General features: G+C 60.8%; 22 protein-coding genes. 10 read left to right on the plus strand and 12 right to left on the minus strand.

Features of this window, described 5'->3' with window-relative positions:
• Positions 1-12: 12 nt before the first annotated feature.
• The 3 genes from minD to ROSERS_RS08075 all read right to left on the minus strand — a co-directional run bounded on the left by minD (position 13) and on the right by ROSERS_RS08075 (position 2,919).
• Complete coding sequence (minD, locus tag ROSERS_RS08060) at positions 13-825, minus strand: septum site-determining protein MinD (protein ID WP_011956299.1); 813 nt, start codon at positions 823-825, stop codon at positions 13-15.
• 60 nt (positions 826-885) lie between these two features.
• Positions 886-1,545 (minus strand): septum site-determining protein MinC, encoded by a 660-nt coding sequence (minC, locus tag ROSERS_RS08065; protein ID WP_011956300.1) that lies wholly within the window; start codon positions 1,543-1,545, stop codon positions 886-888.
• A 216-nt stretch (positions 1,546-1,761) separates the two neighbouring features.
• The gene (locus ROSERS_RS08075) at positions 1,762-2,919 is read right to left on the minus strand and encodes a pyridoxal phosphate-dependent aminotransferase (protein WP_011956301.1); all 1,158 of its coding nucleotides are present in this window, start codon (positions 2,917-2,919) and stop codon (positions 1,762-1,764) included.
• Between the two features lie 98 nt (positions 2,920-3,017).
• On the opposite strand from ROSERS_RS08075, the gene coaBC reads away from it, so the two are divergent.
• From coaBC to ROSERS_RS08105, 6 genes are all read left to right on the plus strand, one after another.
• Positions 3,018-4,253, plus strand: coding sequence for a bifunctional phosphopantothenoylcysteine decarboxylase/phosphopantothenate--cysteine ligase CoaBC (coaBC, locus tag ROSERS_RS08080; RefSeq protein ID WP_011956302.1), 1,236 nt, complete (start codon positions 3,018-3,020; stop codon positions 4,251-4,253).
• Between the two features lie 117 nt (positions 4,254-4,370).
• Complete coding sequence (locus ROSERS_RS08085; protein WP_011956303.1) at positions 4,371-5,483, plus strand: HEAT repeat domain-containing protein; 1,113 nt, start codon at positions 4,371-4,373, stop codon at positions 5,481-5,483.
• A gap of 21 nt (positions 5,484-5,504) precedes the next feature.
• Positions 5,505-6,614, plus strand: a complete 1,110-nt coding sequence (gene mltG, locus ROSERS_RS08090) for an endolytic transglycosylase MltG (protein ID WP_011956304.1) — start codon at positions 5,505-5,507, stop codon at positions 6,612-6,614.
• Positions 6,599-7,450, plus strand: coding sequence for a shikimate dehydrogenase (gene aroE, locus ROSERS_RS08095; protein WP_011956305.1), 852 nt, complete (start codon positions 6,599-6,601; stop codon positions 7,448-7,450). The genes mltG and aroE overlap by 16 nt, the downstream gene beginning before the upstream one ends.
• An 11-nt stretch (positions 7,451-7,461) precedes the next feature.
• Positions 7,462-8,226 carry a prepilin peptidase gene (locus tag ROSERS_RS08100; RefSeq protein ID WP_011956306.1) on the plus strand — a complete coding sequence of 255 codons (765 nt, stop codon included), beginning with the start codon at positions 7,462-7,464 and terminating at the stop codon, positions 8,224-8,226.
• A gap of 119 nt (positions 8,227-8,345) precedes the next feature.
• Positions 8,346-11,921, plus strand: coding sequence for a S8 family serine peptidase (locus tag ROSERS_RS08105; RefSeq protein WP_011956307.1), 3,576 nt, complete (start codon positions 8,346-8,348; stop codon positions 11,919-11,921).
• A gap of 123 nt (positions 11,922-12,044) precedes the next feature.
• Here the strand turns inward: ROSERS_RS08105 and ROSERS_RS24050 are convergent, their stop codons facing one another.
• The 5 genes from ROSERS_RS24050 to ROSERS_RS08130 form a co-directional block, all read right to left on the minus strand.
• Positions 12,045-13,340: a helix-hairpin-helix domain-containing protein gene (locus ROSERS_RS24050; protein ID WP_011956308.1), complete on the minus strand. Its 1,296-nt coding sequence runs from the start codon at positions 13,338-13,340 to the stop codon at positions 12,045-12,047.
• A gap of 15 nt (positions 13,341-13,355) precedes the next feature.
• Positions 13,356-13,595 (minus strand): hypothetical protein, encoded by a 240-nt coding sequence (locus tag ROSERS_RS08115; RefSeq protein ID WP_011956309.1) that lies wholly within the window; start codon positions 13,593-13,595, stop codon positions 13,356-13,358.
• Positions 13,592-14,653 carry a hypothetical protein gene (locus tag ROSERS_RS08120; RefSeq protein WP_011956310.1) on the minus strand — a complete coding sequence of 354 codons (1,062 nt, stop codon included), beginning with the start codon at positions 14,651-14,653 and terminating at the stop codon, positions 13,592-13,594. Before ROSERS_RS08120 ends, ROSERS_RS08115 begins: the two co-directional genes overlap by 4 nt.
• Positions 14,654-14,728: 75 nt before the next feature.
• Positions 14,729-15,376 (minus strand): hypothetical protein, encoded by a 648-nt coding sequence (locus tag ROSERS_RS08125; protein WP_011956311.1) that lies wholly within the window; start codon positions 15,374-15,376, stop codon positions 14,729-14,731.
• Positions 15,377-15,605: 229 nt separating this feature from the next.
• Complete coding sequence (locus tag ROSERS_RS08130) at positions 15,606-15,917, minus strand: hypothetical protein (RefSeq protein WP_157041008.1); 312 nt, start codon at positions 15,915-15,917, stop codon at positions 15,606-15,608.
• Between the two features lie 130 nt (positions 15,918-16,047).
• Between ROSERS_RS08130 and ROSERS_RS08135 the strand changes: the two genes are divergently transcribed.
• Both ROSERS_RS08135 and ROSERS_RS08140 read left to right on the plus strand, forming a co-directional pair.
• Positions 16,048-17,295 carry an MFS transporter gene (locus tag ROSERS_RS08135; protein ID WP_011956313.1) on the plus strand — a complete coding sequence of 416 codons (1,248 nt, stop codon included), beginning with the start codon at positions 16,048-16,050 and terminating at the stop codon, positions 17,293-17,295.
• 72 nt (positions 17,296-17,367) lie between these two features.
• Positions 17,368-17,799, plus strand: coding sequence for a hypothetical protein (locus ROSERS_RS08140; RefSeq protein WP_011956314.1), 432 nt, complete (start codon positions 17,368-17,370; stop codon positions 17,797-17,799).
• Between the two features lie 23 nt (positions 17,800-17,822).
• On the opposite strand, the gene ROSERS_RS08145 is transcribed toward ROSERS_RS08140, so the two are convergent.
• The gene (locus ROSERS_RS08145; protein ID WP_011956315.1) at positions 17,823-18,890 is read right to left on the minus strand and encodes a hypothetical protein; all 1,068 of its coding nucleotides are present in this window, start codon (positions 18,888-18,890) and stop codon (positions 17,823-17,825) included.
• 302 nt (positions 18,891-19,192) lie between these two features.
• On the opposite strand from ROSERS_RS08145, the gene malQ reads away from it, so the two are divergent.
• Positions 19,193-20,788 (plus strand): 4-alpha-glucanotransferase, encoded by a 1,596-nt coding sequence (gene malQ / locus ROSERS_RS08150; RefSeq protein WP_083763275.1) that lies wholly within the window; start codon positions 19,193-19,195, stop codon positions 20,786-20,788.
• 11 nt (positions 20,789-20,799) lie between these two features.
• Here malQ and ROSERS_RS08155 read toward each other — a convergent pair whose 3' ends face one another.
• Positions 20,800-23,301, minus strand: coding sequence for a beta-mannosidase (locus ROSERS_RS08155; protein ID WP_041333324.1), 2,502 nt, complete (start codon positions 23,299-23,301; stop codon positions 20,800-20,802).
• Positions 23,302-23,454: 153 nt separating this feature from the next.
• Positions 23,455-23,865 (minus strand): hypothetical protein, encoded by a 411-nt coding sequence (locus ROSERS_RS08160; RefSeq protein ID WP_011956318.1) that lies wholly within the window; start codon positions 23,863-23,865, stop codon positions 23,455-23,457.
• Positions 23,866-24,047: 182 nt separating this feature from the next.
• Between ROSERS_RS08160 and ROSERS_RS24055 the strand changes: the two genes are divergently transcribed.
• Positions 24,048-24,770, plus strand: coding sequence for a DUF4397 domain-containing protein (locus ROSERS_RS24055; protein ID WP_011956319.1), 723 nt, complete (start codon positions 24,048-24,050; stop codon positions 24,768-24,770).
• Between the two features lie 114 nt (positions 24,771-24,884).
• Here ROSERS_RS24055 and ROSERS_RS08170 read toward each other — a convergent pair whose 3' ends face one another.
• Entirely contained in the window at positions 24,885-26,933 is a 2,049-nt protein-coding gene (locus tag ROSERS_RS08170; RefSeq protein WP_011956320.1) for a S9 family peptidase, read from the minus strand.
• Positions 26,934-26,970 lie beyond the last annotated feature (37 nt).

Consider the following 26,970-nt stretch of genomic DNA (forward strand, 5'->3'; position numbering starts at 1 on the left):
GACATGCACGTTCTATCGCTCGCTTCCCCTGGCTCGAATGCCAAATGCACCAAAAATCTTGTTCAGGATGCCTGGATTCTCATCAAACACCGTTATCGGCACATCTTCACCGGCAAGGCGTCGTGCAATCTCACTGAATGCCCGCCCGGCGCGAGAACTGCGATCCAGAACGGCAACTTCGCCCCGGTTCGTGCTCGTCACAATCTGTTCATCGTCGGGTACCACGCCGATCAGGTCAATCGCCAGAATCTGCAGCACATCATCGATGCTCATCATCTCGCCGCGACTGACCATACGCGGTTTCAGGCGATTGATGATCAGGCGCGGATGCCCCTTGTCGAACGCCTCAACCAGACCGATGATTCGGTCTGCATCGCGTACCGCCGCGACCTCCGGCGTCGTCACGATCAGCACCTCATCGGCGCCAGCAATCGCGTTGCGAAAACCGGCTTCGATCCCTGCCGGACTATCGATCAACACATAATCGAATTCGGCGCGCAGTTGATTAGCCAGCGCAATCATATCGTCCGCCGTGACTGCATCTTTATCGCGCGTTTGGGCTGCCGGGAGCAGACAGAGATCGGGGAAATGCTTATCCTTGATCAGCGCCTGTCGCAAACGACAGCGTCCTTCCACCACATCGACCAGGTCATAGACGATCCGGTTCTCCAGACCCAGGACGACATCCAGGTTCCGCAAGCCAATGTCGGCATCGACAACGGCTACCTTCAGGCCCTGCATCGCCAGCGCAGCGCCCAGGTTTGCCGTCGACGTCGTTTTCCCGACGCCGCCTTTGCCGGAAGTAATCGTAATGACCCGCGACATGTTCTTTCTCTCCTGAAGGGTGAATGGCCCCGACCCCTGGTGTCACGGGTCGTCGCTATTCTACCTTCGGTATCGTTCCCACGACTCTACCGCGATCTGATCGCCATCGATGTACGCCACTTCCGGGCGTCCGCTGGCTGCGCCATCCGGAGCGCGTGCGATGAGATCCGCTATCCGCAACTGCGTCGGGCGTAGTTCGATGGCACAGATCATCGCTGAGCGATCACCAAGCGCCCCGGCATGCACGGTGCCGCGCAAGCGCCCCCAGACAACCACACTGCCGCCCGCAATGACCTCGGCGCCCGCGTTCACATCGCCAACAATCGTGATATGCCCCTGGTGACGAACAACCTGACCTGAACGAATGGTGCGGCAGACGAACAACGCTTCGCCGGGTTCGTCGGATGCAGCGACGCTTCGTGCTATCGGGCGCGCCACCACGCCAGCAGCGCGCGCCGCCGACCGGCTCTCGCGCGATGTCGATGCCAGCGCCGATGCCTCCAGGTGATGCTCACGCATCAGCGCCATCAATTCCGCGAATTGCTCTTCGGTAAGCGCACGATTGCCGATATCGACAACAACCCGCGCGCCGTTGAAGAATTGCGCCCCCTGGTCGAGCTGGCTGCGGAGCGCGCCCAGTACTTCAGACCAGACGGCTGACTCATCAAGGTGCAGCCGTAGCCCTTCTTTTCCCCCTTTGATCGCAACCAGTGTCGTCATGCACCGTACAGACGCAGAAAGAGGCTGCTCGAAACAAATGTTGCGGCATATTCTTCACTATCATACCATATACTGTCAAGCGTTTGCGTGGTATCCAATCGGTGGACTGCTCTGAAGCGCCGCGTTCCCTTGCCACATGACGACCAGCCATCGTAGTGATGTGCAGGTGCAGCCTTGACAGCAACCCGACGCCCGGCTGCATCGACTTCCATCGCATCAGGCGTGGCGGGTGACTCCAGAAAGCGCCACGATCAGACGCTCAATTCCTGCGCGCAACTGCGTCGGTTCGATCAGGCAGGAGATGACGATGTGCGCCCCCTGTTCGTAGCCGTAGAAATAGCCGGGATGCACCAGCACCCCATGCTTCAACAGATAGAGCGTCAGCGCCTCTTCGTCGTTCCAGCCGATAATTTCAGGAAATAGATAGTAGCCGCCATCCGGCGGGCGTACACGCACGACATCACAACCGCTGAGCATGGTGAGCGCCATATCCAGCGACTCGCGGATACGTTGGTGCATGGCAGCGGTAAACGCACGTCCACGCTCGAAGATGGATGGCAGCATGGTTTGTGTCAGGGTGTTGGCGCTGAGAAAGGTGTCGTTCAACACCTCGAGGCGTGCGCCGAACCGGTCGTGGGCGGCATCGTTCAACGCAATCCAGCCAAGTTTCAAATCGGGCAGCGCAAACATTTTGGAGATGCCGTTCAAATGAAAGACTGGCAGATCAGGGTAGAGCGCGCCCAATGGGGGAACAGTCGCCGCGCGGTACGGAAATGCCGCAAAGACCTCATCACAGATGATCGGCAGGTCAAGGGCACGGAGCGCAGGAAGCCGCGCCGTCTGCACTGCTCCCGTCGGGTTGTGCGGCGACACGACGAGCACCGCACGGGTGCGCTCATCCGCCTGAAGCCGTAGACTGGTCGGATCGATTCGCCAGCCACGCCGCTCATCCAGCGCATACGGGCGCAGTTCGATATGATGCACTATCGCCAGATATTCGAACAACGGATAGGTGATCACCGGCGCCAGCACATTATCCCCTGGATTCGTCAGGAGCGCGAAGAGCAGGCTGTACGCCTCGCTGGTGCTTGCCGTCACCACGATCTGGTCGGCATCCAGCGCCAGCGCTGGCGTTCGTTCGGCATAGTACTGCACAATCGCCTTCCGCGCCGCTTGTAGACCGCGTGGTTCCGGGTTGTACCGTCGGTTCGACCAGTAGGCGGCGGATGCATCGCGCAAAATGTCGTCGGGAAAGAGAAGCCCCTGATGCGTCGGATTGCTGCTCGTCAGGTCGATGTACCTGCCAGCCGCTGCCTGCCGGGCGCGCTCGATGGCATTGGGCGAGAGATCCTCGCCATCCAGAAAACCAGCCATATCCCACTGCTCCCATTCATTGACGCCGCCTGTCGCTGATGCTACAATGCGCCCGCGTCTGCAACACGCAGCATAGTGTCAGACCGCGAGCCTGGTAGATGAGCATTGTTAAAGGCAAACATATCATTCTCGGCGTTACCGGCAGCATCGCTGCCTACAAGGTCGCCGAATTAGCACGTAATCTGACGCTCGATGGCGCGATTGTTGACGTTATCATGACCGCCGCCGCGCAACGCTTTGTCGGCGCGGCGACGTTTCAGGCATTGACCGGGAGACCGGTGCTCGATGATATGTGGGCATTGCCGGAAGATGGTGTCGTCGGGCACGTGTCGCTCGGTCAGCACGCCGACCTGCTGGTGATCGCTCCGGCCACCGCCAATACCATTGCACGCCTGGCTGCCGGGTTGTGTGACGATTTGCTCACAACAACTGCACTTGCGACTTCTGCACCGATCCTGATTGCTCCAGCAATGAACCCGCATATGTACGAACATCCGGCGACCCAGGCAAATATTGCGCTGTTGCGGCAGCGCGGCGTTACCATCCTCGAACCGGCGTATGGGCGCATGGCTGAGCCGGTAATCGGGCGGGGGCGCCTGCCGGAACCTGCAATCATCGAAGCCGAGATCCGCGCACTCCTCGGACGCACCTGCGGTCCTCTGCGTGGGCGCAGGGTGGTGGTGACCGCTGGCGGCACCCACGAACCGATCGACCCGGTCCGCTTCATTGGCAATCGCGCGTCGGGCAGAATGGGATATGCCATCGCTGCAGCAGCCCGCGACCGGGGCGCTTCCGTCACCCTGATCAGCGGTCCGGCAACAGCGCAACCTCCGGCTGCCGTCACGCTGATACGTGTTGAGACGGCGCTCGATATGCAACGTGAAGTCGTGTCTGCCATCGCCAGTGCCGATCTGTTGATCATGAACGCAGCCGTCGCTGATTTTCGCCCGGCAACTGCATCCGAACACAAGATCAAAAAGGGCGATGATGAAGAGTTGACGATTCGCCTGGTGCGCAACCCTGATATTCTTGCAAGTATCGCGCATCGCCGCGATCTGGTCAAGATCGGATTTGCGGCGGAAACCCACGATCTGCTGACGTATGCACATGAGAAACTCGAACGCAAAGGTCTTGACATGATCGTTGCGAACGAGGCAGTCGCCAGTATTGGCGCCGAGGATATTCAGATGATCCTGATCGATGCGCAGGGTGTGGAACGGTTGCCGCAGTTGCCCAAACCTGTTGCAGCGGAACGGTTGCTTGATGCGATCATCGAGCGTTTCGCGGCGCGGTTGCGTGCTCCTGAGATCGGATCGATGACGACGGAAGAATGATGATGCTCCTGCAAAAAGGTCATGTCACCACGGCGGCGCAGCGGGTGCAACGAGCGATGGATGGAAACCTCTGTGCGCCCGGTGTCTCGGCGGTGCGTTTTTGCAGTGGAGTCAGTGATGAATACGACTCCTTCCGACAATAACCAGACACCCGATGACGTCAATGGCGCGCCATCGGCGGAACGCGACGGTGAGACAGCAAATGGTGCGCAGACGGGCACGCGCAGTCTGGTGCAGGCGCCACGCGCTCTGGCGACTCCCGACCGGCGTGTGAGCGCCAATGTAGCCGGTGCGGCGCTTCAGCAGCGTATCATGACCCTTGTCAGCGCGCTCGGCGATCCGCGTCATCCGCTCCACGCGCGTGCCGTCGAGGATCTGGTAACGCTGGGTGAACCGGCGGTGCCGGCGCTGATCGAGGCGTTGCGCACGCATGAGCCGTGGCTGATCGCCTATCGTGCCACTGAAGCGCTGAGTCAGATTGGTGATGGTCGCGCTGCTGGTCCGCTCGTGGATGCGCTGCGTCACCCAAACAGCAATGTGCGCTGGGGTGCGGTGCGCGCACTGGCAACCGTGGGGGATGCGCGTGCATTGATCGAACTTCGCCGGGTGGCCCGCACGGATCGCAGCAAGACCAGTTGGGGCGAATCGGTCGGCGATACGGCGCGCGTTGTGCTGGATCAGATGCAGAGCCGCACGCTGCTGGCGCGCGTCGCCGAACTGATCAAGACGGCGATCGCCTGTGTGTTGATGCTCGTCGCGCTGATCTTTGCCTGGAGTGTGCTGACCGAGCTACGTGATGAACTCACCCGGATTGGGCGGGTCGAACCGGCGCCGGTGATTGTTGCGCCGCCAATGCCCACGACCGTGCCGCAGGCAATCGTCACGCTGCCACAATCGCCAACCTCGCCGCCGACCGTGCAACCCGTGGCGCCGACACCTGTCGAGGCGCCGCCGCTGACCGGTGTTGTTGTGACATCAGGAAATGTGCGCGCAACCCCAGCGCGCCTGCCGGATAATGTCATCGGTAGTGTGATGGCAGGTGATGCGCTCATTTTTCTGGGGGTGACTCCGGACGGAGCGTGGTACCGTGTGCGGCTCGGTTCACCGGCGGCGGCATCGTCACAGATCCGCAGCGTCGATGGGAGCGGATGGGTGAGTGCGTCCCTCGTTGAAGCGCCGGAGCGCGTGCCGGTCGAAACGCCGCCTCCCGTTCCCACGCCGACGCCATAGTACAACATCGTATTGTGAACCATGTCTGATACCATTCAGCGAACCTCATTCGCCAAAACGCTGCGTGCGATCTTTCTCGGCGTCGCGCTGCTGGCGCTCAGCGTTGCCTGCGCTGGCTACCTTCTCCTCAGCGAAATCCGTCGCCCGGCAGGGAATGATGCAACGCCGGTCGAATTCATTGTTGAACCGGGTGATAGCGCCAGTGTCATCGCTACCCGCCTTGGAACGGCAAACCTGATTCGCCAACCGCTGCTGTTTACCCTTCTGGTGCGTATGCAAGGTCTCGACAGCGAATTACAGGCCGGTCGCTATCTGCTGCGTGCCAACATGACCATGAGCGAAATCATCGCAGCCTTGCAAAACAGTCGGGTTGAAGAAGTGCAGGTGACGATCATCGAAGGCTCGCGGCTCGAAGAAATCGCCGAGCAGATCGCCGCAGCCGGGCTGGTCAATGTGACCGAGCAGGCATTTCTGCGCACGGCGCGCAACGGTGCAGCGTTTCAACCGCAGCACTTCTACCTCAACAGCCTCCCGCCCGGCGCAAGCCTGGAAGGGTATCTGTTTCCCGATACCTATCGCTTCGCGGTGACTGCCACGGTCACCGAGGTGATCGAAATCATGCTCGACCGCTTTGATGAGCAGTACGCAACATTCGAACGCGAGGTGACGGTGAAGGGCGCTACGGTTCACGATATTGTGACCATGGCGTCGATTGTGCAGCGTGAGGCGGCGCGTGAAGATGAGATGCCCAAAATCGCCGCTGTGTTCTGGAATCGCCTCAAGCCGGAACATCTTGCCGAAACGGGGGGCGGCAAACTGGGCGCCGACCCAACCGTGCAGTACATTCTGGGGCAGCGCGGCAACTGGTGGCCCCGTCTCGATTCGCTCAGTATCGATGAAATCAACGGTATTGCCAGCCCGTACAACACACGTGTCAATCCAGGGTTGCCGCCCGGACCGATCGCCAGTCCGGGGCTTGCGGCGCTACGCGCTGCTGCCAGACCCGACACATCGGCGCCATACCTCTACTTTGTCGCTTCCTGCACCACGCCCGGCGCACACAATTTTGCCGTTACGTTTGAGGAGTTTCAGCGCTTCGAGCGGGAGTACCTGACATGTCCGTCGCGTTAGCCGGGGTCATCGGTGATCCGGTCGATCACAGTCTGTCACCCTTCCTGCATAATGCCGCATTTGAGCATCTCGGGATCGTCGCGCGCTATGAACGGTGGCGCACCAGCAGCGCCGAACTGCCGCAGCGGATCGCATCGCTGCGGGCGCCACATATTCTGGGCGCAAATGTTACGCTGCCGCACAAAATAGCCGTCATTCCGCTGCTCGACCGGCTCGATCCGCAGGCGGAACAGATCGGCGCCGTCAATACCATCGTGCGCCTCCCGGACGGGCAACTCGAAGGGTGCAACACCGATGCCCCCGCCACTATTGCGACTCTGCGCGAGGATGCCGGTTTCGACCCGACGGGAAAACGCATCGTTCTGCTTGGCGCAAGTGGCGCCGCGCGCGCCGCAGCATGTGCGCTCATTGCAGCGCAGGCGACGGCGTTGACGGTCATCAACCGCACCCTGGAACGCGCTGAGGAATTGCTGGCAGATGTGCTTGCCAACAGTGATGCTGATCCCTATCTGCGCGCACTTACGCCCGATGATCCTGATGTGCCCGAAGCGATTGCGTCTGCCGATCTGATCATCAACGCAACATCGCTCGGCTGGCATGCCGACGAAACCCCGCTGCCGGGGCATCTGATTCCCGCAACGGCGCTGGTGTTCGATATGGTCTATCGCCCGACCCGTCTGCTCCGCGAAGCGGCGCAGGCAGGCGCGGCAACCCTCGATGGACGCGGGATGCTGGTGCGGCAGGCGGCGCTGTCGTTCGAGCGCTGGACCGGCGTCTCCGCACCGCTCGATGTGATGTTCGCTGCATTCGACCGGGCAGGCGCTCGTTCTGCATAGGTGCTATCGGTGTGGATATCGTTCTTGTGGCGCTGACCGGGCTGCTGCTTGGCGCAGGCCTGAACCTGATCATCATCCGCCTGCCGCGTGAGCAGGGATTCGGTGGATGGCCACGCTGCACCCGCTGTGGTCAACGCCTGGCGTGGTGGCAGGCGCTGCCGCTGCTCGGTTGGGTCATCCAGGGCGGGCGCGCCAGGTGCTGCGGTCGTCGCCTCGATGGGGTGTATCCAATTGTCGATCTGATCACGACTGCGACCCTGCTTCTGCTCTACCTCCGGTATCACGTGAGTATCAGTCTCGTCTACGCCGCCGTTGTCGCTGCGGTTCTGATCATCACTGGCGCCATCGACTGGCAGCATCGCCTGATCTACACGTTGCCAACCCTCGGCGCCACGCTGGCGTCAGTCGTTGCGTCTTTTGCTGTTCCTTCTCACAGCCTGCTGAACGCACTGGCAGGGTTGTTCGTTGCAGGTGTCTTATTTGTCATCTTCTACGTCCTGGCGAAGATCCTGTTTCCATCGCATCGGGCGCCGTTTGGATTGGGGGACGTCTATCTCGGCATGTTCATCGGTGCAGCGCTCGGACTGACCAACCTGCCCGGCGCGCTGCTCTACGGCATGCTGCTGGCAGGCGTCTTTTCGGCGATCCTGGTGGTGTTGCGCCGTGCTGGAAAACGTGATACGCCACAGTACATTTCCTATGGCACATTTCTGTGCATTGGCGCCTTGATCTACCTGCTGATCTGGGGGCTTGCCGGTCCGCGCCCGTTCTCGTAAAGAAATTGTTGCTAAGTCTCAAAGCTCATTTCTGTGAATAAATCGTCATTCTACGTAGGTGAGTCGTATGGTAATATAAGCGAAGCGTTATCCTGCGAAATTAGAGAAAACCATACGCCATGCAACGACGGCTTACGGCGTTCATTGCCATGTGGGGCATCGTCCTGTCTGCGATGCTTCCCTGGTGGACTGTGTATGCTGATGAAACAGAACCTTTTCGCACTGATCCTTCGGGCAGTATGCTACCGCCGCCGGGCTATGCCGATCTGCGCCAACCGCTGACGGTTATGCTCGAGTTGGGGGACAGTGGGGCGGCGTTGCCAGCAGAGATGATGGCGCCGCAAAGCGCCCCCCTTGATCCCGTCGAAATACGACGCCTGCTTGAAGCAGCGAATATTCCCGTCCTGTTTCAGACGCACACTGCCTATAATGGCATCGCTGTGATCGCCACGCCGGATCAACTCCGTCTGCTGCGCGCCATCCCTGGCGTGGTCGATATCCACGTTGTCGCGCCGAAGGCGCGTTCGAGCACTCGCGCTGTTTCATTCATCGGCGCGCCGCAGTTCTGGAGCGCCACCGGGCATTTGACCGGCAATGGCGTGCGGATCGGCATTATCGATAGCGGCATCGATTATACCCACGCCACCTTTGGCGGACCCGGCACGCCGGATGCGTTCCGCAGCAACGATCCGACGATCATTGAAGCCGGAACATTCCCAACCGAAAAGATTATCGCCGGCTACGATTTTGTCGGCGACGCCTATGATGCATCAGGACGAATCGGCTCGCCGATTCCCAATCCCGACCCCGATCCGCTCGATTGCGCTGGCGATGGCGCCGATGCTGTGCGACGCATCAGTGGCGGGCATGGCACCCACGTTGCCAGCATTGCTGCCGGTTATGGCGTCGATGCCGCCGGGCGCACGTACCGCGGTCTCTATTCGGGAAGCGTCTCGTATGCGGATTTCCTGGTTGCCCCCGGTGTTGCGCCTGGCGCTTCGCTGGTGGCGCTGAAGGTCTTTGGCTGTCGCGGCACGACAACGTTTCTGACGCGCGCTATCGATTATGCGATTGATCCGAACGGCGATGGCAACACCGATGATCGTCTGGTCGATGTGCTGAATATCTCGCTGGGTTCGCCGTTTGGCGGTGAGAATGACCCGGATGTGGTGGCGATCAATCGAGCAGTGGATGCTGGCGTGGTTGTGGTTGTCGCTGCCGGTGATACGGGTGGCACGTTCTACGCCATCAATTCTCCGTCGTCCGCCGGTAAAGCGATTGCAGTCGGTGCATCGGTCGATGCGGGACGCGACCCGTCGTTGTCGCCCGATTCGCTCGATCTGCTGACCTCGCGCGGACCGCAGCGCTCCAGGCAGTTGAAGCCCGATCTGGTCGCGCCTGGTGTGGCGCTTCGCTCTGCCGCAGCCGGTTCGGGCATCGGCGCGCTGGCGCTCAGCGGAACCTCGATCGCCACGCCGCAGGTTGCAGGTGCGGCTGCGTTGCTGCGTCAACTTCGTCCGTCGTGGTCACCGGCGCAGATCAAGGTGGCGCTTATGAATGCCGCTGTGCCAACCCGCGACGCTGCCGGAAATCTCTACCCGCCGTCGCTGGCAGGCGCCGGCAGACTGGACGCTTCCAGACTGTTTGCCTGGGACCTGCTGGCGTTCGATGCCGAAGACCCCGCAGCGGTCAGTCTGTCCTTTGGTGCGCCCTGGATCAGTCGCTCCCGGTCGTTTCAGAAAACGTTGCGCATCACGAATGCTGGTCACTTCACGCGCACGTTGCGACTCGCGCCGGTGCTCGCTGCTGATGAACCGGGCGTTCAGGTTGAAGTGTCGCCGGGTCCATACGAGTTGGGCGCAGGACAAACGCTCGATCTGCCGGTGAATGTGAGCGTACAACCAGAAACGCTCGATTTCACTCCCGATGCGACCACGCCGCTCCTTCAGGCAGGTGTTCCGCCGACCTTCGCGCGCTACTATATGGCGGAGCATAGCGGTGTCATCGAGGTGCGTAGCACTCTGGGGGCGCGCATACGCGCAGCACATGCCGGCGATTTTGATCGGGTGACGGTCTATGTCGGCGATCAACTGCTCGAAGAGTCGATCAGACCGGCAAGGGTCGGCAGATACATTCCATTCCGCCCCGGTCGCCAGCAGGTGCGCGTTTTGCCGCCAGGTGCGCCGCCAACCACTCCGCCGCTGGTTGCAGCCGAGTTCGATGTGGTTGATGGCCGCGACTATACCATTGTTGTGTATGGTTCGTGGAGTCGCCCGCAACTTGCCCTGGTCGATGAGATTCCTGAACCTTCGCTGCCGCGTGATCAGATCATGATCCATGTGTTCAATGGCGATCCGTTGCGTGACGGCTCGGCGGTCGATGTGTATCTCGATAATGTGTTGCTGGCGGCAAATCTGCCGGTCGGCGCCGCCAGTGCGTTCAGCGTAACCACGCCTGGTGCACACAAGGTGCGCTTCTTCCGCGCTGGAAGTTCACCCGCCACCTCCTCGTCGGCTGCCAGCAAAGAGTTCGTCGCCGGTTCCGGTGAGGTCATTCTGGTCGTCGGTGGCGGAAATAGCTCCTGGTCGCTTCGCGGTTTCACGGGTCGCGGGCGGTTGATCAATGAGCAGACGACGCGCGTCCCCTTTCAGATTGTCCCGAAATCCGCTGCGGAGAGCGCAGCGACGGCGACAGAACAGATTGTGCCGGACGCTGTGCCATCATTCACGATCACACTGCGCAACAGTGGCGCGCGCAATCAACTCACGTCGCCGCGCGGCGCACAAACGCCGCTGGTCAGCGCCTACGAACTCGCTCCCGAAGGGCGCAGCCCGGAGATTGCCGGGTTGAACCCTGCCCTGCGTCCTGCCGATATCCGGTATGTCGGCGTTACCAGCAGTTATCCCGAACGCGGTTGGGAGGGCAACAATACGGTCATCTTCTTCGGCATGGCCGGGTATGCGGCATGGGCGACACCCAACGAAGTGCAGTACCGCGTCTATATCAGCACCACCGGTCCCGGCGGTTCAGGTTCGCCTGACGACATTCCTGAGTTTATGCTGGTCAACACCAGTATCGGCGCCATTCTACCCATCCCCGGCGGCGGGGGCGCGACGCGCCCGGATGATACGTTCCGGTCGATCCTATACCGGATTCAACCGGATGGGACGCTGCAACTATTGCGGATTGCCGATTGGAACTTCGTTCCGCCACCTACGGCATCGCCGTTCCTCGACAGCGCCCCGTTCGAGACCTCGGTGCTGGCGCTGGTGACCACGGCGGGATTCCTGGGCCTGTCACCCGCTGCGCCGGTCTTCTCCTACTATGTCGAAACGTATGCGCGCGATGCGGGCGGGTTCACCGAACGGGTCGATCGCGTGCCGCCCAGCGGCGTCATCACCTACGATCTTCGCTCAGCTGCCGTAGCGCCGCTCAACACCTCACCCGCAACCGGCGTCGTCCGATCCGGCTTGCCAACCCCCTTCTTCTTTGGCATTGACGGCGCGCAGATCGCTGGAACGGTCAATCAGGACGTGCTGGCAGTACGGCGCACACAGGATGTGCTCCTGCTCCACCACCACAATGCCATCAGCGCGCAGGCGGAAGTGGTCACGTTGCAGAGCAGTCGATCAGCACCTACGACAACACCTCCAGGCGGGTATCGGGTCTATCTGCCGATCATCACAACACCGTAGCAGCAGGCGTCGGTGACAGAAGGGCGTACTGTTCCGCGCAACGGGAGGGGAGAGGTTGTCTTCCAACAACAAGGAACGCCTCTCCCTTTCCTGGCTACCGGGTTATCTCAGCTTTCAACCCCCTTAGGGCGTGACGCGCAGCGGAGGTCCTGATACGGCGGTCAGGATGCGCATCTCAGGGATGAGCGCTGCAAGAACAAGTTGATAATGCCCCACCTCCGGCAGGTCAGAATCCAGGGTGAATGGCGCCTCGGTTGCACCTGCTGCAAGTGATACACCGGCAGTGTTCAGAATGTGGGTTTCGTGGCTGTCGAGATTGTATGCCAGCAGGAACAGATGAGCGGAGACTCCCGCTGTGACGGTATCCACTCCCTCGATGCGCACTGTGGCATTGGCGCTCAATCGGTATGCGTTGCGCTTGCCGGGTTGCGCCCGAATGAGTTCGATCAGCGGGTTGTCGATGTGCAGGGCAATGTTTGATGACGTCGTGTCTGCTGGTGCGACAGCCTCCATGAAGAAACGCGCAACGCGCTGGTCGTTCCACTCCGGCGGGATCTCGCCAGCAGTGGTGAGGTGTGCATCCCGCACCTCACCTTCCTCGTCGAGCAGGATGGCGGCAAAGAGGATCGATGGTTCTTCGGACACCATGTCTTCACGCTCCTTTGTTTCGGGTGCTGGTTGCGATTCTGCGCGGCTGGACAGCGCCAGGTCGCGTGCACGTTCAATCCAGCCCATCCGCACGATCTGCTCTGCCGATCGTCCGGTATGCCGTGCAAGCTCTGCCGGTGTGCACGCTGCCACTGCCGCGAACGTGGAGATGCCAGCGGCATGCAGGCGGCGCGCAATCGCAGGACCAATGCCGGGGATCTGCTGGAGATCATCCTGGTGAAATCGTTCGGCAGCGGGTTCCACCGGTTCCGCAGCGGGCGGAACAGCGGTTTCGAGCGAGGGCGCAGCAGGCAGGATAGCCGACACGGACGGTTCCGCAGCGGACGGAACAGTGGTTTCGAGCGAGGGCGCAGCGGGCGGGAGCGCCGCCTCGGACGGGGGCGCAACGGGCGGGAGAGGGGTTTCGGGTGAGGGTGCAGCGGACGGGTGCGCAACGGCAGCAGCAACAGCGCTGGATTCGGGCAGCGCCAGAGCGGTGTCCGCAGAAACAGGACTGCCCAGCGATTGACGTAACCGTTCGAGGAACCACTCGATGATCGCCTCGTCTGGCAGCCCCGTCCAGACCCTTTCCTGGTCGTGCTCTTCGTGGTAGGCGCGGGTGCGCCAGATGAGCCGCCCCTCTTCCACCAGACGCGACTCAATGGCGATGCGAAACGCTGCCCGCTCCTCCCACCCGGCATCGACGCTGCGGACCTCGCTTTCTCCATCGGGCGGATCGCGGTCGAACGACAGTCTCTCATGCGCTGCCATAGAACGTGCCCTCGTTCATTGCAGATGATAATCGCCACGCACGACGCCTACCGGAATGCCCTCAACCTCCTTCGGAACGACCAGATCGGTCGGTGTGCCACGGACGTGGACACGCACGCCGATCACCCCGGCTTGCGGCGGATCGAGCAGACCGATATCGATGTTGGTGACAGCCGGATGCGTACCGAGGCGCGCGATCAGTTGATCACGCGCTCGCCGCGCCTTTCGCCACCAGGCTGCCGATTGCGAACTCATCGCGCCAGAGTCTCCGCCATTTCGCGCTCAACGGTGCGCCACGCTTCGCGCACCACCGCTTCAGGACGCCGACGATCGACCATCGGCGGTCGCTCAGTCACAAGTTCAACATCAAGCGCGTCGAGAACTACGACCATCTCAATCGCCAGCGCCTGTTCCGGATCATCGCTGCCGGCAAAGTGCAACCCGACTGCTGCGTGCGTTTCGGCATCGAGCCACCACGACCCCGAATCGCCCCCCGCGCTGACTTCGCGCTTTCCGGGGACAGGAACGATGGTCATGACGTGCTGAATGGTGCGCTGCATAGAACCATACCATAGCCGCGCCTGTCCTTCAACTCCGGTAATGATCCCTTCGGTTACGCCGGTGGTTCGTCCAGATTTGGTGACACGCATGCCGAGGCGCGGCAACGCCACGCCGGTGATCGGTCCGATGTTCAACTGGTCGTTGATCAATGGGCGATCACCGGTCAGGGTCGCAACCGCAGCGTCGATATTCTGCCGCATAGCGTGTCGTGTGGTGGTAGCGACAACGTCATACGGCATACCGCCATCGAGTCGTCCCGGCTGGCAGATTGGCAACCCGGCGGCGACCCAGCGTTCGGCAGCCAGCACGTGCCAGTTACTCAAGATCATCAGATCGCCGGTTGTACGATCCCGCACCAGACCGCCGAGCGTGCCAGCGCTGAAGTCGCGCGCGACTGAAACGCTGATCCCGCCGCGCATTGTGGCAAAGCGTGATCGCGGACTGCCGACAGGCGGCTGCCAGGGGCGCCACCAGGACCAGACGTGCGGCACATAGGCGCCTTCAATCACATCGGTGACAAATTCGCCGATCTGTCGCGGCACTGCTTCGATGCCGGCGCGTTCGAGTTGAGCGCGGGACAGTTTTCGCGGGACGTGAAAGCGGATCGTCGGGCGTTCATCGGCGGCTTCGGCGCGGATCGGAATGCCGAAATCGACCATATTGACACGATAGGCAGGGTTGTAAAGAAACGCTGGCGCCAGTCGGCGCACCATGAGTCGCGCTCGCGCAGCGCGCAGGCGTTCGTCGTCCATAAAAGCCCCCTTCAATCGGGAAGGTAGAGACGTTGCAACGCAACGTCTCTACGATACCGTCGTTACGCCTGCGCCTTACACATACGCATCGAAGCGCACCGGTTGCTCAAAGCGAACGGCAAGACCGCTCGGACCGAAGATCGATGCGTGGATCGAGTCGATCCGCGACGCATACCCGGCGAATGGAACCATGGTGGTGCTCATCGCGGTCAGGATCTGCGCGCGCAGGTTGACCTCATACAATCCCGGCGCGTTCGGCGTCAGCGTGATGGCGTTAAGGATGAAGGGCACAGGCGCCAGGTTGCCATTCACTGTTCCACTCAGCGCTGCATCGTGACTCACCGTGGTGACGTTCGTGGTGTCGTACATGATCCGGTAGGGCAACAACGCGCCGCCGATGATCTGCATCGGCGAAGGCATCGGCGGACCAAACGGGTTGAGGAACAGCACGGTGAAGATCACCACTGACTGACCGACCCGCACAATCGGATTGGGCTTGGGGAAGCCAAGATCAAACGGCGCCGAGAACGGACCGATCGCCATGATGTCCCACCAGTTGGTTGGCGCGGCGATTTCGGGGCGCCAGCTGGCTTTTGCCTCCTCATACGCTGCTTCGAGTCGCTCCAGGAGCGCTGCCTGCAATTCTTCAACCGCCAGTTCAGCCTTCTCAACCTCCGCGCCCTTTGCCGCCACCAGTTCCCGCTTTGCAGTTGCGACTGCCATAGGTTGTACCCCTTTCCTTTCTTTAGACTACGTGCATTGTTCACGCGCAAGCCAAGTGTAGCCGGCGCTGCTCACGGCTCGCTTGGCGCCGGCTCAGAAAAAAGTGGGACAATGCACAGATTTTGCTCAGGTTCCGGAAGGGGCTGGAAAAAAGGCGACAGGGGACTGTCGTGAGCGGCAACCGAACTCACGAAGAACTCACGTCTGGGGGTCCATATCGATGAGGATGTTATAAGCCAGCCTGTTCCATCCAGCGGATCCAGGGCAACAAAGCGTCGGTGACCGGGATGGGTCCTGGCTCATCGTGGACGACTGGCAACCTGGGGGTGGCGTTCATGCGGAGTGGAGCGGGCATCGTCTGCCGTAGACCGCCGCCGCCAACGTGCAGCGCAGTCGGGTCGCCCTCCGCCAGAATCGTCCGGCGACGCACCGGCGACAGATTGATCAGCAGGCGACGACCACAGTGCGGACACGACCATTCTTCCGCCCCTGACGCGTGCCTGTGACGGAGCTGCAATGTGTGCAGGGGTTGATCCGACATGTTCCTGTTCCTTTCGTGACAGATCATTAATGTTTCTCTTAACCCACATTATACACAAAACTGTATCATACGCGAACTGGTGGTATGATGTGCAACCTGAACAACAAAGTTGATAACAGGTTGTGCATCTATGAATCCATCCACGTCTTCGATGAACCCCTCCCGTTTCGTGGCGCTGCGCTATCGCGACTTCCGGCTCCTCTGGCTTGGTCAGTTTGTGTCGATCACCGGCACGCAGATGCGCAACGTGGCTATCGCCTGGCAGATCTATCAACTGGCGCGTGTTGACAGCAGCATTCAGCCTGAACTCGCACTCGGTCTGATCGGTCTGGCGCGCGTCGTCCCACTGGTTGTCACGGCGCTCGTGAGCGGTATGGTCGCAGATCGCGTCGAACGACGCAGCATGCTGATCCTGACTTCGCTGGCAGCGCTTGGGTGCTCAGTTGTACTCGCGTTCGCCGCCGAAACGGAGCGCCCGCCGCTGGCGCTGATCTACGCGATGGTGGCGCTGGCATCGGTGGCAGGCGCGTTCGAGTTGCCAGCGCGTCAGGCGATTATTCCCAATCTCGTGGCGCCGCAGCATCTGCCCAATGCCCTGAGCCTGAATATCGTCGCCTGGCAACTTGCGACCGTGATCGGTCCGGCGTTGTCCGGCATCCTGATCGCGGCGGTTGGGGTTGCACCGGTGTACTGGATCGATGCTGCCAGTTTTCTCGCAGTGGTTGTTGCAGCGCTACTTATGCGCACGCGCAATCTCCCCGCGCGCGCTGAACCGGTCTCGTTGCAGGCGGCGCTGGCAGGGTTGCGCTTCGTCTTTTCGCATCGCCTGATTGCAGCAACGATGCTGCTTGATTTCTTTGCCACGTTCTTTGGCGCTACCGGTGTGTTGCTGCCGGTCTTCGCCGATCAGGTGCTGCGGGTTGGTCCAACCGAACTGGGCTGGATGTATGCAGCGCCATCGGTCGGCGCGGTGATCGCCGCCACGCTGCTGAGCGGCGTGCGCATCCCGCGTCAGGGGATGACGCTCCTGGCGGCAGTGCTGCTCTTTGGCGTATGCGTCGTGATCATCGGCGTGTCGCGCTGGCTGCCGTTGACACTGCTGGCGCTGGCAGGCATGGGCGCGGCGGATACGGTCAGCATGGTGATCCGCGGCACGATCCGTCAGTTGCTGACCCCCGATGAGTTGCGCGGAAGAATGGTGGCGGTCACGATGATCTTTTTTGCTGGCGGTCCGCAACTGGGTGAAACCAATGCCGGGTTTATCGCCAGTCTCATCGGCGCGCCTGCAGCAGTGGCGATCGATGGTGCGGCGTGTATCGTCATAGTGATCGGGACGGCGCTCAAGGTTCGTGAGTTGCGCCAGTATGACGGTTCGTGAGCGTTTGACGAGCGGCGGATCATGTCGCTATACTACACACGTACAGGTCTGTTCCAGCATAAGGAAACCGGAGTGACTCACCACGATAACCAATGGCGAGATATTGATCCTGCGTCGATCGATCCGGCGTGGCTGTTGAATGAGTTGAAGCAGGCGCATCTGACGATCCGCGCCCTGTTGCGCCAGCTCAGCAAGGAACAGGACCGCCATGCCGAGATCGCGCGTGCGTACAATAAAACGGTTGCCAACCTGGTCGAGATCACGCGCGAGAACGCAGTGTTGGAGCGCGAACGCGATATGTGGAAGGCGCGCGCCGAGAGTGCGATGCGCGAGCAGGCGGAATGCAGGATTGGCACCTTTCCCTTTTCGCTCACCGCAGCCGAGATCAGCGCCATCCGCAAGGCGATGGCGCGGCTCCATCACCCCGACGCCGGCGGTGACGCCGAGCGTATGAAGCTCTGGAATGCCGCGCTCGATCCGCTCGAGGAGCGGCTCTCCTCCTGAACCGCTCCCCCTCCTCCTCCCATCTACCTGACGACAAATGATGTTACACCGGTCAGACGACTGCGTGTGCCGTGCGCCACGATCTGATAGGTCCCCGGCGTCAGATCGGAAGGGCGATACGACAGCCATACTCGCCCTGAAGGATCGGCGGCTGATGCCACATCGAGCGGTTTGACGCCGCGGGGTGTGTTGAGCCACGTCACGACATTCTCACCCGGTACGAAGCGGTCGCTGAAAAAGGTGCGCGTCTCGTTTGCCGTTCCCTGCACCGGCTCGACGATCAACCAGACGAAGGGGGCGGTGTCGTTGCCGCCGCCGACCAGCACCGGCGCCCAGTTGCCACGTCCATTTCCACCACGATTCTCATCAGACCAGCGGAACGTGGAACGCACATCGATGACGGTTTTGTCCGTCAGCCGGTCGTTGACCCTGAAATCGATGAAGCCACTGCGCATCTTGCCGCCGCCAAGACGACCAAAGGTTATGGTCAGTTGGGTCGGCGTCAATTCGCTTACCCAGTCGCCTGCGCTACGGTCGAACCGGCTGGCAATTGGCAGGATGTGGTTGCGGTTGTACGGGAAAACGACGGTTGTGCTGCTGGCGTCGCCTTCACCATCGTTGTAAACGCGGATTTCGTAGGTCAACGTCATGCCGCGCCCCACACGAATACTCGGCTCGGGCCAGGTGACTGCGGTCACATCCGCGCCTGGCGGCGGCGGAACAGGCGTTGGTTGCGGCGGAAGAACCGCCTGCATCGGCGGACTCACAATCAACGGCAGATAAACCGGCGGTACTGGAGACGGGATCGCACTCACTGCCAGCGCATCCGGTGCAGCAGGCGCCGGAAGATCGCCGGTGCGCTGGAGATACGCGACGAGTGCTGCCTGGATGATCGCATCAATGTCGTCACCAATATCGCGGGTTGCCGGTCCGAGGTCTTCTTGAAGAAATACGGGCATATCGCCCGGTGTGGCGACCGGTGTTGGATCATCGGCGGATTGCACTGCACGCGGCGCGGTGAAGGGCAGCAGAGCCGCCATCAGCGCGACGATCAGCGCCGCCGACCATAAAGGACGCAAGAATCCACACATTTGATTGTTCTCCTTTCACCATGTGACCGTTTCCCCCCCATCGACGATCCCACGAATGAACATATCTTTCCATGGGTAAGACGTCCGCCGTCCTGCGATTGTTCCAGGATTATTCCACAAATGAGGTTGAATGAGCGGTTTTCTGCATTCCCGTGCGCTTTTGCCCCTCATCCCCCCAAACCCCTTCCCCCACAAGGGAAGAAGGAAGAGTTTGGGTGTCCTGAAGCCCAAAACGAGAGAAGAAACGCAAGGGCTTCCCAAAAAACCTGCCCCTGTAAGCTCCTGTCAGGATTAGAACTGTCATGTACAGGGTTTCGGGTATACTAGGGAAGAAAGCCGTGCTGTGTATGAGGATGCCTATGAACCGCCAACGAGCCAGCGGTATTCTGCTCCATCCAACGTCGCTTCCGTCGCGGTGGGGTATCGGCGACCTGGGTGATGGAGCATACGACTTTGCCGATCTGCTTGCCGCCGCAGGTCAACGTATCTGGCAGGTGATGCCGCTGGGTCCGACCGGCTACGGCGACTCGCCGTACCAGAGTTTCTCTGCGTTTGCCGGCAATCCCCTGCTGATCAACTTCGACATCCTGCTCGAAGAGATGTTGCTCACGCCGTCGGACCTGGCTGACGCGCCGATTCTGCCGGATACATCGGTGAATTATGGCGCAGTCATTCCGTTCAAGAACCAGATTCTGCGCCGCGCATTCGCGCGCTTCCGCGAAGGATACGCCGACCATCTGCGCGCCGATTTCGAGGCGTTCTGTGAAGCCCAGGCATCCTGGCTCGACGACTACGCCCTCTTTGCCGCATTGAAGAGCGCCAACGGCGGCGGTCCGTGGTCCGACTGGGAACCAGACCTGCGCAGACGCGACCCGGCGGCGCTCGCTGCCGCGCGTCGTGCGTATGCCGACGAAATCGCCTATCAGCGTTTCATCCAGTACCTCTTTTTCGACCAGTGGCTTGCGCTGAAGAAGTATGTCAACGATCTGGGGATCCAGATCATGGGAGACATTCCGATCTTCGTCGCCTACGACAGCGCCGATGTCTGGGCGCATCCTGAGTTGTTCTTCCTCGACGATGAGGGGCGACCGACGGTTGTAGCCGGCGTACCGCCGGATTACTTCAGCGCAACCGGGCAGTTGTGGGGGAATCCGTTGTATCGCTGGGACGTACTGAAAGAACGCGGCTACGACTGGTGGATCGAACGGTTCCGCACCACGCTCACGATGGTCGATATTGTGCGTCTCGATCATTTCCGTGGCTTTGCTGCCTACTGGGAAGTGCCTGCCGATGAGGAGACGGCAGTCAATGGTCGCTGGGCGCCAGGACCCGGCGCCGACTTCTTCGAGGCGGTCAAACGGGCGCTTGGCACGTTGCCGATTGTGGCGGAAGACCTGGGAGTCATTACGCCTGACGTCGAAGCGCTGCGCGATCAGTTCGGCTTTCCCGGCATGCGCGTGTTACAGTTTGCCTTTGGCGGCAAAGCCGATCAACCCTACCTGCCGCACAACCACATTCAACGCTGCGTGGTCTACACCGGCACACACGATAATGACACGACGCTTGGTTGGTGGCGCACTGCTTCGGATCAGGAGCGCCGCCATGTTCAGCTCTACCTGGGGCGCAGCGGCGAAGATATTGCGTGGGATTTCATCCGCGCTGCGCTGTCGTCGGTGGCAGACACCGCCATTATCCCCCTGCAGGATGTCCTGTCGCTGGGAAGCGAGGCGCGGATGAACACACCCGGACGACCGGGCGGAAACTGGACGTGGCGCTTCGGATTGCACCAGTTGACACCGGCGGTCATCTCGCGTCTGCGTGAACTCACCATCCTCTACGGGCGGTACGTCGAGCCGGAACCGAAGCAAAAAAGCGAGGAGGATGTTGTCGAACATTGAAGGGGGCGCCATCACATCATCCCCAGCCAGCGCACGCTGACCGGTCGTTCGCCGAGACCCTCTGCGTGGATGACCTGTTCATCGCCGGGCATCAGATCGAGATAGTTATCGCTCCAGGCGACGCCATCGCCAGCAGAGAGCACGACCCCTTTCGCAGGACGCGCGGCGCGTATGTGCAGATAATCGCCGGGCGCCAGGTCGAGCACGATCACCGGATCGGGGAGGGTCAGATACTTGAACGGTTCGGGCCAGAGCGAAGCGCGCGCCACGATCCTGTCATTCACGATCAGGCGTGCATCGAAAATGAGCGCTGATCCGGGATCGAAGCCGAACTGCCCCAATTCGGTTGTGCGATTGGGTGGAAGTGAGACGCTCAATTTTTCGAGCGCCACCAGATCACCGCCGAGGGTCCAGGTACGCAGTTCAACCTCGACTTCCGCTGCTGCTACGGTTCCATTCACCACCCACAGTTCAACGCTATCGGCAGTGCGCGACAGACCGGGAGCGATCGGCGCGAGCGCCCGCCGCACAGCGTAGAGCGCTGGTTTGGGGCGCAGGTAGTAATCGATCATCGACCAGCTGATGACGGGCCAGCAATCGTTGAGTTGCCAGACCAGCGCACCCGCCGTGGCGTAGCGTCCCGGTCCGCCCCACCGCCGTCGCCAGGCGCGGATTGCCGTTGTCAGCGCCTCCGCCTGCACCAGTTGCGTCGCATAGATATACCCGTCCAGGTCGGGCGGGATGCGGACATTATCGTTCAGGTACACCGCCAGGCGCCGTGGACCATCGGCGGCTTTATTGTGATGATCGAGCGTGCGGCTCTGCGGGTAGCGTTCTGCTGGCGGCGCAAATGCTTCGATGGTGGCGCGATCAGGAAACGCCTGCATCCCGAATTCGCTGACAAAACGCCCGTGGTAGGCTGCATATGCCTGATACGGCGCAACCGGTCCGTGCCAGATCTCCCAGGTATGCCGGTCGCCAAAGGTTTGATCGCTGCCATCCGCGCCGCCATACGGACTTCCGGGCCAGTAGGGGCGGGTTGGATCGAGATCGGCGCAGATAGCGGGCAGCAGTCGCTCGTAGAGCACCCGCGCCGGGAAGCGGTCAGCATTCTCTTCAGGGGTGAGGTTGGGATCATAGCGACCGGTAGCGGCGCCGATCTGATAATCTTCGTTATTCCCGCACCAGAGCGCCAGACACGGATGATGCCGCAGGCGACGCACCTGCGCTTCGGCTTCGGCGCGCACACTATCGCGGAACCAGCCAGGAGCGGGATAGATGCCACAGGCGAACATGAAATCCTGCCACACCAGCAACCCCAACTCGTCACAGGCATCGTAGAACGCATCGTGCTCATAGATGCCGCCGCCCCAGACGCGCAGCATGACCATGTTCGCCGCGGCTGCCTGCTCGCACCAGGCACGATAGCGCTCCGGCGTGATGCGCGTCACGAAACTGTCGGCAGGGATCCAGTTCGCTCCGCCACAGAAGATCGGCACATTGTTGACCTCAAACAGGAAGGTCGTGCCGGGTTCCCCTTCGAGTGAATCCTGCACCAGGCGCAACCGTCGCAGACCGAGGCGCAATTCACGCCGGTCGAGGATGTCGTTGTTGCGCTGGAGGGTGACAACCAGGCGATACAGCGGTTGGTCGCCATAACCGTTGGGCCACCAGAGGCGCGGCGCAAAGACGATCAGATCAGTGCTGCCCCTGCCATCGACGACCGGCAGGGTGACCGAGGCGACCGGCGCGCCATCAGGATCGAAGAGATCGACCTGCACTATCAGACTGGCGAAAAAGAGCGCCAGTTCCTGCGCATTGCGCGCAATCGCGCTCCCTGCTTCGACAACAATCTTCACCGGGATTGTCGCAATCCGAAGATCAGGCGTCACCTCGATCGGGCAGTGCAGGTCGGCAATCCGGGCAGTGAACACTTCCAGGCGAACCGGACGCCAGGGACCGGCGGTCAGCAGCGTCGGACCCCAATCCCAACCATAGTGGTACTGCGCCTTGCGCACATAGAGGCGGCTGCTATCGCCATTCCAGAGCGGCAGTGCGCCGCCTTCCGCTTCACGCGCCCGCCCGCGCCGCAATGCCGACTCGAACAACACGATCAACCGATTGTGACCCGTCTGGATCAGGCGCGTCACCTCGATGCGGCGTGGTATGAACATATTATCGCTGGACAACACCATCACATCGTCGAACCAGACCTTTGCGAAGGTATCGAGACCATCGAAGCAGAGCGTCGCCGTTTCATCGGGTGCGAGATCATTGGCGATCTCAACATCGCAGCGGTACAACCAGTCAACCTCGCCGACCCACTGCGCCGCACGTTCATTCAGCCCCTCGAAGGGATCGGGCAGCAAACCGGCAGCGATCAGATCGTGATGCACGACGCCAGGGACAGTCGCCGGTATCCATCCGTCATCTTCATCGATCTGCGTGGCGAGGTCGCGTGATGGATCGCGCTGCTTGAGTTGCCAGCCACTGGAAAGCATGATCTGCCGCATCAATGTCCTCCGGTACATACGTCGACCCAGACGAGGCGAGCGGACTGTCGGTATGGTCTTGTACAGTCGCGCGACATAACTCGTCTGGGTCGATCACCGATGCTTTTTCCGCAACCGGAATGCATTCAGTTCGGCGCTTCGGTCTGGAAGACCTTATGCTTCAAGGGCTGCCAGCAGGCGAAGATAATCCAGGGTCTTATGCACATGGTCGACGCTCGCGTCTGAAGACCCGGCAGGAAAGTGCGCCTCAATCGCGTGGATCGCTTCACGAACCGGCTCTGATCCTTTCAGCAACGCCAGTGCTCCAAGATCTTCCAGCACGTAGCCGCCAGACTCACGGTTGAAACTGATCCGACAGCCATAGGACGACTTGAGTGCATCGAGGTCGTGCTTAAGAGCCGCCACTGCCGCCGACGGGTATCCTTCGGCGCCGAGTTCCTGCTGCACGGCTTCAATCAGTGCCTCAGTCGATGCCGGACCGCGCAGCAACAGGCGCGCAATAAACAGGCGTCGTCGGAATGTCAGTTGCGAACTGCGTTTGATGCCGCCGCGTCGTTGTGTCATGATCCTTCCTTTCAGCAGGCTCCATCGCAGGCTAGAGTATAGCACAAAAGTATAGCATAAATAAAATGTAATGGTGTTTGGAGACATCCATTTTGGATGTGCATACGTAGAGTCAGATGCAAGCGCTTGCGTCTCCTGGCAATCGAAGTGAAGAAGGAAGAAAGAAAGGGAGGATACCCAACGTGATTCGCCGATCGCTCACCATGCTTGTTGCACTCGTCGCAGTTGCGCTTGCATCGCTCATCTCACTCGCCCCCGCGCAGGCAGCAGGCAACGCGAAGGTGTATGTCGTCCATGGCATTCCCGGTCGTGATCTTGGGCTTCAGCCAAGCCTGCCGGTTGATGTATCGGTTGATGGAGCGTGCGCATTGACGCGCTTCAAGTACACCGATACCGTTGGTCCGATTGAGCTGCCTGCTGGCTCATACAGCATTAAGATCCATCTTTCACCGTCGCTGTCCACACCCCCGTGCAGCGGTCCAGTCGCTGTCGCCGCAACAGTTCCCTTTGCTGCCGGTGAAAATGCGACTATTGTCGCTCATCTGACTGCAAGTGGCGCTCCAACGGCATCGAAGTTCATGAACGACGTAACGCCTGCAAGCTCTGGCAGTGGTCGGATTGTGGCGCGCCATACGGCGCCGCTGCCTCCCGTTGACCTGATCGTCAAAACATTTTCGTCACCTGCGGCGCTGGCGGTGATCCCGAATGTCGCCAACGGTGATCAGGTAGCAGCGGAACTGCCGGTCAACACCCGCTTCCGGGTGCAGTTTGCCCTGGCAGGCACGACTGATCCGGTCCGCGTGAGCAGTGTGAAGGCGCGTCCGGGTGAGACGGTGATCTACCACGCCGTGGGGTCGATCCGCAAGAACACATTCACGCTGATCGAGCTGCGCGTTCGGCAGTAAAACCGACGAAGTTGGGCGAGGCGCTGCGACGCAGCGCCTCTTCTCTTCTTTTCCGCTCCAGGAGAGTCCTTCTTCGATGCGCACGCCGCTCCCGCCCTCCCGCGCTCAGGACGCTTATGATGCCCTCAGGTGATCGAGGAGAAACGCATACTCGAAGGCTGTGTCGCGCAAGCGATCATAGCGCCCGGAAGGACCGGCATGCCCGGCGGTCATTTCGGTCTTCAGCAACACTGGTGTGTCGTTCGTTTTGACCTCGCGCAGTTTTGCCACCCATTTGGCGGGTTCCCAGTACTGCACACGCGGATCGTGCAAGCCGGCGGTCGCCAGGATTGCCGGATATGCACGCGGCGTGGTGTTGTCGTAGGGAGAATAGGACTTCATATATGCGTACTGTTCTGCAATCGCCGGATTTCCCCATTCTTCGAACTCGATTGCCGTCAGCGGGATCGACGGATCGAGCATAGTGTTGATCACATCGACGAACGGAACATCGGCGATCACGCACCGCATCAGATCTGGTCGCATCGTTGTGACTGCACCTACCAGCAAGCCACCGGCGCTGCGTCCCATGATTGCGAGTCGCTCTGGCGTGGTGTATCCCCCGGCAATCAGGTGTTCAGCGCAGGCAATGAAATCGGTGAAGGTGTTGCGCTTGTTCAACATCTTGCCCGCTTCGTACCACGCGCGTCCCAACTCTCCACCGCCGCGAACGTGGGCGATTGCAAAGATAACGCCGCGATCCAGCAGGCTGATCCGTTCGAGCGAGAAACGCGGATCGGCGGTGGCGCCATACGAACCGTAGCCGTAGAGCAGCAGTGGCGCCGGACGTGTCACATCGGCGCGATAGACAATGGAGATCGGTATGCGGACGCCGTCGCCTGCCGTCGCCCACAGGCGTTCGCTGCGGTAGCGCGATGGATCGTAGCCGGGGATGTCGTCGCGCTTCACCAACTGCAGGACACGCGAGGTCATATCGTAGTCATAGATAGTGCGCGGCTGAGTGAGCGACATGACGTGGAGCCGCAAAACGGCAGTGTCAAACTCCAGGTTTGGTTCCCACAGCGCGTCTCTGTCCCACGGTTGCAGGGTGTAGACCTGCTCTGGGAATGTCAGCAGGTGCGCTTCGCCGGTGCGCAGATCGATAATCTCGACGCGCTCCCGTGCATCGGCGCGTTCGTATGCCACCAGATGATCGGCGAAGAGCGCTATGTCATCGATCATCACGTCGTTGCGGTGCGGGATGATTTCTTCCATCCGTTCCAGGCGCGCATCATCGACCGGCGTGCGCAGGACGCGGAAATTCAGCGCGTTGTCATTCGTCAGAAAGTAAAAATGGTCACCGCAGTGATGCGCTGTATACTCAACCCGATGGCGGCGCGGCAGAAGAAGGCGCGGCGCCGTCGTCGGTTCATCAGCCGGAATCGCATACACTTCTGAGGTTGTGTTGCTGTGCGATGTCACCAGGATGTATGCCCGGCTTCGGGTCAGGGAAACGTCGACGTGGAAGAGATGATCCGTCTCTTCGTACACCAGTGTGTCCGCTTCTGGATCGCTTCCGATGGCGTGGCGGTAGACGCGATAGGGGCGTCTGGCATCATCGAGGGTGGTGTAGAACAGGTACTGTCCATCGTTGCTCCAGGCGACGCCATAGTAGGTGTTGGAAATCGGACGATCCAGCAGCGCGCCGGTTGTCAGATCTTTGATGAAAAGCGTGTACGTTTCCGATCCATTCACATCGACCGACCAGGCGAGCAGGCGTCCATCGTGCGTCGGTCGAAAGACCCCGATACGGGTGAAGGCGTGTCCTTCCGCCAGGGTGTTGATGTCGAGGAGGATCTCTTCTTGTGCATTGTGAACGGGGCGACGGTACACAATCGGGTATTGTCGTCCTGCCTGAGTGCGCGTGAAGTACACGAACGGTCCGTAGCGATCAGGAACGCTTTCATCCTCCTCGCGCAATCTGCTGCGCATCTCGCTGTACAGGCGCTCACGCAGCCCGGCAATGTGCGCCGTCATCTCTTCCGTGTAGCGGTTTTCGGCTTCAAGATGGGCGATGACCTCCGGGTTATCGCGTTCGCGCATCCAGAAGTAGTTGTCGATCACCTGATTGCCGTGGATGGAGACCACGTGCGGTTGCTTTGGCGGAACAGGGGGTGTTGGCATAGCCCTTCCTTGTCACGTATGATAGTGCAAAGATTAT

The organism is Roseiflexus sp. RS-1, assembly GCF_000016665.1.
Taxonomy (GTDB): Bacteria; Chloroflexota; Chloroflexia; order Chloroflexales; family Roseiflexaceae; genus Roseiflexus.

Bases quoted from the DNA above. Each gene is read 5' to 3' on its own strand.
- minD (WP_011956299.1), bottom strand. From the start codon at position 825: ATGTCGCGGGTCATTACGATTACTTCCGGCAAAGGCGGCGTCGGGAAA.
- minC (WP_011956300.1), bottom strand. From the start codon at position 1,545: ATGACGACACTGGTTGCGATCAAAGGGGGAAAAGAAGGGCTACGGCTG.
- ROSERS_RS08075 (WP_011956301.1), bottom strand. From the start codon at position 2,919: ATGGCTGGTTTTCTGGATGGCGAGGATCTCTCGCCCAATGCCATCGAG.
- coaBC (WP_011956302.1), top strand. From the start codon at position 3,018: ATGAGCATTGTTAAAGGCAAACATATCATTCTCGGCGTTACCGGCAGC.
- ROSERS_RS08085 (WP_011956303.1), top strand. From the start codon at position 4,371: ATGAATACGACTCCTTCCGACAATAACCAGACACCCGATGACGTCAAT.
- mltG (WP_011956304.1), top strand. From the start codon at position 5,505: ATGTCTGATACCATTCAGCGAACCTCATTCGCCAAAACGCTGCGTGCG.
- aroE (WP_011956305.1), top strand. From the start codon at position 6,599: ATGTCCGTCGCGTTAGCCGGGGTCATCGGTGATCCGGTCGATCACAGT.
- ROSERS_RS08105 (WP_011956307.1), top strand. From the start codon at position 8,346: ATGCAACGACGGCTTACGGCGTTCATTGCCATGTGGGGCATCGTCCTG.
- ROSERS_RS24050 (WP_011956308.1), bottom strand. From the start codon at position 13,340: ATGGCAGCGCATGAGAGACTGTCGTTCGACCGCGATCCGCCCGATGGA.
- ROSERS_RS08115 (WP_011956309.1), bottom strand. From the start codon at position 13,595: ATGAGTTCGCAATCGGCAGCCTGGTGGCGAAAGGCGCGGCGAGCGCGT.
- ROSERS_RS08120 (WP_011956310.1), bottom strand. From the start codon at position 14,653: ATGGACGACGAACGCCTGCGCGCTGCGCGAGCGCGACTCATGGTGCGC.
- ROSERS_RS08125 (WP_011956311.1), bottom strand. From the start codon at position 15,376: ATGGCAGTCGCAACTGCAAAGCGGGAACTGGTGGCGGCAAAGGGCGCG.
- ROSERS_RS08130 (WP_157041008.1), bottom strand. From the start codon at position 15,917: ATGTCGGATCAACCCCTGCACACATTGCAGCTCCGTCACAGGCACGCG.
- ROSERS_RS08135 (WP_011956313.1), top strand. From the start codon at position 16,048: ATGAATCCATCCACGTCTTCGATGAACCCCTCCCGTTTCGTGGCGCTG.
- ROSERS_RS08145 (WP_011956315.1), bottom strand. From the start codon at position 18,890: ATGTGTGGATTCTTGCGTCCTTTATGGTCGGCGGCGCTGATCGTCGCG.
- malQ (WP_083763275.1), top strand. From the start codon at position 19,193: ATGTACAGGGTTTCGGGTATACTAGGGAAGAAAGCCGTGCTGTGTATG.
- ROSERS_RS08155 (WP_041333324.1), bottom strand. From the start codon at position 23,301: ATGCGGCAGATCATGCTTTCCAGTGGCTGGCAACTCAAGCAGCGCGAT.
- ROSERS_RS08160 (WP_011956318.1), bottom strand. From the start codon at position 23,865: ATGACACAACGACGCGGCGGCATCAAACGCAGTTCGCAACTGACATTC.
- ROSERS_RS08170 (WP_011956320.1), bottom strand. From the start codon at position 26,933: ATGCCAACACCCCCTGTTCCGCCAAAGCAACCGCACGTGGTCTCCATC.